Consider the following 4,345-nt stretch of genomic DNA (forward strand, 5'->3'; position numbering starts at 1 on the left):
AACCCAACCCGACGCCGACCCGCCGACACCAGGACCAGAGACCGACACCCCAGCCGACACCGAATCACCGGAACCCGAACCCGCAGCCACTACCGACACGCCGACGTCCGCGACCCCAGGCCCCGCCTCCAACACCACATGCGCATTCGTCCCACTCAACCCGAAAGACGACACCGCACCCCGACGCGGGCTCCCGGTCTCCGGCCACGCGACCTCCTCGGTCAGCAGTCGGATGTCCCCGGCTGTCCAGTCGACGTGCGGTGACGGCTCGTCGGCGTGGAGTGTGCGCGGCATGACGCCGTGGCGCATCGCCTCGACGACCTTGATGATTCCCGCTACGCCGGCCGCTGCCTGGGTGTGGCCGATGTTCGACTTGATCGAGCCCAGATACAGCGGCCGGCCCTCGGGGCGGTCCTGACCGTAGGTGGCCAGCAGGGCTCCGGCCTCGACCGGGTCGCCCAGCGGGGTGCCAGTGCCGTGGGCCTCCACCAGGTCGACATCGGACGGGCTGAGGTGGGCGTCGGCCAGGGCGCGGCGGATGACGCGTTCCTGCGACGGGCCGTTGGGGGCGGTCAGGCCGTTGCTGGCGCCGTCGGAGTTGACAGCTGTACCGCGGACCACTGCCAGGATCGGGCGGCCGGCGGCCAGTGCGTCGGACATCCGCTGCACCAACAGGACACCGACGCCTTCAGACCAGGACGCGCCGTCCGCGCCGGCGCCGAAGGACTTGCAGCGGCCGTCCGGAGCCAGGCCCCGCTGTCGGGAGAACTCGATGAACGGCTGCGGCGTGGCCATGACGCAGACCCCGCCCGCGACGGCCAGATCGCACTCGCCGGATCGCAGGGCGCGGACCGCCAGATGCAGGGAGACCAGCGAAGACGAGCACGCGGTGTCCACCGTCACTGCCGGGCCCTCGAAGCCGAAGACGTAGGCGACCCGGCCCGAGGCGATGCTGCCCGCGCTGCCGCTGAGCAGGAAGCCTTCGAGGTCTTCGGGTATGTCGCGGATGCGGGCCGCGTAGTCGTTGTACATCACCCCCGCGAACACACCCGTCGCACTCCCCCGCAACGACAACGGATCCACCCCAGCCCGCTCCAACACCTCCCACGTCGTCTCCAACAACAACCGCTGCTGCGGATCCGTCGCCAACGCCTCACGCGGACTCATCCCGAAGAAAGCAGGATCAAAATCCGCCACCCCACTCAGAAAGCCACCCTCCCGCACATACGAACGCCCCACCCGACCCGGCTCCGGATCGTAGAGACCCGCCACATCCCAACCACGATCCGACGGAAACCCACCCACCACATCCACACCGTCAGCCACCACACCCCACAAATCAGCAGACGACGACACCCCACCCGGGAAACGGCACGCCATCCCCACAATCGCCACCGGATCGTCGTCGACAGAACCCGCGACGGCAGAGGGCACGCGGCTGTCACTTCGGCGGGTCGCGGCGCCGTCCGCCAGCCGGGTCCGCAGGAAGCGGGCGAGCGCGGTAGGGTTCGGATGGTCGAAGACCAGGGTCGCGGGCAACCGGGTGCCGGCCCGGGCCGCGAGGCGGTTGCGCAGCTCGACGGCCGTCAGGGAGTCGAAGCCCAGGTCCTTGAAGGCGCGGTCGGGCTCGATGCGGCCGGCGTCCGGGTACGCCAGGACGGCGGCGGCCTCGGCCCGCACCACCTCGACCAGCAGCCGTTGCCGCTCGGCCTCGGTACGCCCGGCCAACTGCTCGGCGAGCGCTCCGGCCGGCCGCGCGGCGACGCGGCGGGGCGGGAGCGGCGCGAGGCCCCACAGCCTCGGCGGCAGCGCGTCCTCGGCCCGGCGCGCACGCAGCGCCACCGGGTCGAAAGCGGCGGCGGCGAGCACCGGATCAGAACCCTGAGTCGCAGTGTCGAACAGGGCCAACGCCGCGTCCGCGGGCATGGCGCGGAAGCCGTCGCGAGCCAGCCGGGCACGCTCTGCGCTGTCGGCGGAGCCGGTCAGGGTACTGTCTTGCTCCCACAGGCCCCAGGCGAGGCTGTGCGCCGGCAGCCCCTCAGCATGTCGCAACGCCGCCAAACCGTCCAAGAACCCGTTTGCTGCTGCATAGTTCGCCTGACCCGCACTGCCCAACGTCCCGGCCAACGACGAGAACGACACGAACGCCGCGAGACCAGCACCACGAGTCAACTCATGGATATGCCACGCCGCATCCGCCTTGGCGCGCAGCACGGCGGCCAGCCGCTCGGGGGTGAGCGCCGCGACGGTCGCATCGTCGAGGATCGCGGCGGCGTGGACGACGCCGGTCAGTGGGCGCTCGGCGGGGACGCTCGCCAACAGGGCGGCGAGCGCTTCGGGGTCGGCGGTGTCGCAATCCTCGATCCGGACCTCGGCTCCGAGGCCGGTCAGCTCCGCGACGAGGGCGTCCGCGCCGGGGGCCGCCGGACCGCGGCGGCTGGCGAGCAGCAGACTGCGGACACCGTACCGGGCCACGAGGTGGCGGGCCACGTCGGAGCCGACGGCCCCGGTGCCACCGGTGATCAGGACACTGCTGTCGGGAGTGAAAGCGGGGCGGACATCGTCGGCGGCATCGCCACCGTCGGCTCGCGCCACCAGGCGGGGCACCAGGAGCGCCCCGTCCCGCACCGCGAACTCGGCTTCGTCAGCGGCCAGCGCGGCGGCCACGATCTCGGCCGGGAGCTCTGGCGTGGCAGCTGGCACGTCGACCAAAACGAACTTCTCCGGATGTTCAAGCTGCGCGCTGCGAATCAGGGCCCGGACAGCTGTGGCTGCCGGATCCGGCGCCGGGTCGGCGGTGCTGGCCTGCACTCCCCCGGACGTGCGCAACACCATCGGAGTCTGGTCTGCGCCCGGGTCGGCAAGCCGCTCCTGCAAGACGTGCAGCGCTTGCTCCGTCCATGCGCCCAGACGCTCAAGCATGTCGGAGGCGGCATCGGCCACGGAGGTCAGGTCGACGACCGGAACCTCGACGTCGAGGGCGACCGACAGCACCGCAGCCTCCTGCCATACCGTGTGGTAAAGCCCTGAGTTGTCGGTGCCGCCCAACCCCTCCGCCGCCATCGCGCGAAGCGCCAGCGACTCCACTTCGGCCACCACCACACCGTCCGGCGTCGCCGCCGTCAGCTGTATCCCGCCGTCACCGTCCGGGCGGAGCCGGACCCGCAGCGTCGTCCCGGCCTTCGCGGGAACGCCCAGGCCGCTCCAGGCGAACGGCAGGCGCAGCCTTCCGTCCGCGCTGTCGCCGGATCCCCCCGTCCCGGCCACCAGACCGAGTGCCACCGGGTGCAGCGCCGCGTCCAGCAGCGCCGGATGCAGATCGAAGCCGGTGACCGACAACTCCGGCGCCGCCTCGACTTCCGCGTAGACGTCCGCGCCCGATCGCCAGACTCCGCGCAGTGCTTGGAACGCCGGGCCGTAGTCATAGCCGCGCGCGGCAAGGTGCTCGTACGCGTCGGCCACCGGCAGCGGCTCGGCGTCGGCGACCGGCCAGGCGGCGGCCCAGTCCGCGAGCCCCGGAGCGTCCGTCGCGGCCTCGGCGAGCGTGCCGGTGGCATGCCGCGTCCACGGCGCGTCGGCGGCCGCCCGAGCGTAGAGGTCCACGCTCCGCGCGCCGGTCGTGTCCTGGGGAGGGCCGACGACGACCTGCACCACCACCACGGCGTCCGGCCCGGCCAGCGTCAACGCGGTGGACAGCGAGAGGTCCTCGACGACCGGGCAGCCGACCCGGACGCCCGCCGCGCGGGAGAGTTCGGCGAGCACCGTGCCCGGCACGATGAGCGTCCCGAGGACCGCGTGGTCCGCCAGCCAGGGCTGGGCCTGCAGGCTGAGCGAGCCGGTGAGGACGGTTCCCCCCTCATCTCCGAGGTCGAGGGCGGCGCCGAGGATCGGGTGCGTGACGGTGGCCAGGCCGGCGGCGTTCAGATCGCCGACCGCCGGCACGGTGTCGAGCCAGTAGCGGGTGTGCTGGAAGGCGTAGGTCGGGAGTTGTACGGGCTTGGCCGCGCCGGAGCCTTCCGGCAGCGTCGCCGCCCAGCGCACGCCCGCCCCGCGCGCGGCCAGCTCGGCGGCGGACAGCAGGAACCTGCCAAGGCCGCCCTCGTCGCGGCGGAGGGTGCCGACCGCGGCGGCATCGGTGTTGGTGTCTGCCGCCTCGATGGTCTCCTGGAGCGCCGGTACCAGCACCGGATGCGGGCTGATCTCGACGAACAAGGGGTTCTCGGTGGCCGCCAAGCCAGCGGTGACGGCTTGGAACTCGACGGTGCTGCGGAGGTTGGTGAACCAGTACTCCGCGTCCAAGGCGGACGTGTCCAACTCACCCATGGTCACCGTCGACAAGAAGGGC

Annotated in this window: 1 protein-coding gene and 1 pseudogene; both read right to left on the bottom strand. The window is 72.3% G+C overall.

The genetic code is table 11. The annotated features are described in order from the left end of the window. Positions 1 to 3,942, bottom strand: a 3,942-nt coding sequence (locus tag ACFC09_RS45755) for an SDR family NAD(P)-dependent oxidoreductase (protein ID WP_376539097.1), incomplete at its 3' end; no start/stop codon positions are given. A 168-nt stretch (positions 3,943 to 4,110) separates the two neighbouring features. Further along, positions 4,111 to 4,323: pseudogene (locus ACFC09_RS45760) on the bottom strand (acyltransferase domain-containing protein); the annotation flags it as partial. Positions 4,324 to 4,345: the final 22 nt, after the last annotated feature.

The organism is Streptomyces sp. NPDC056161, from assembly GCF_042268025.1.
GTDB lineage: Bacteria > Actinomycetota > Actinomycetes > Streptomycetales > Streptomycetaceae > Streptomyces.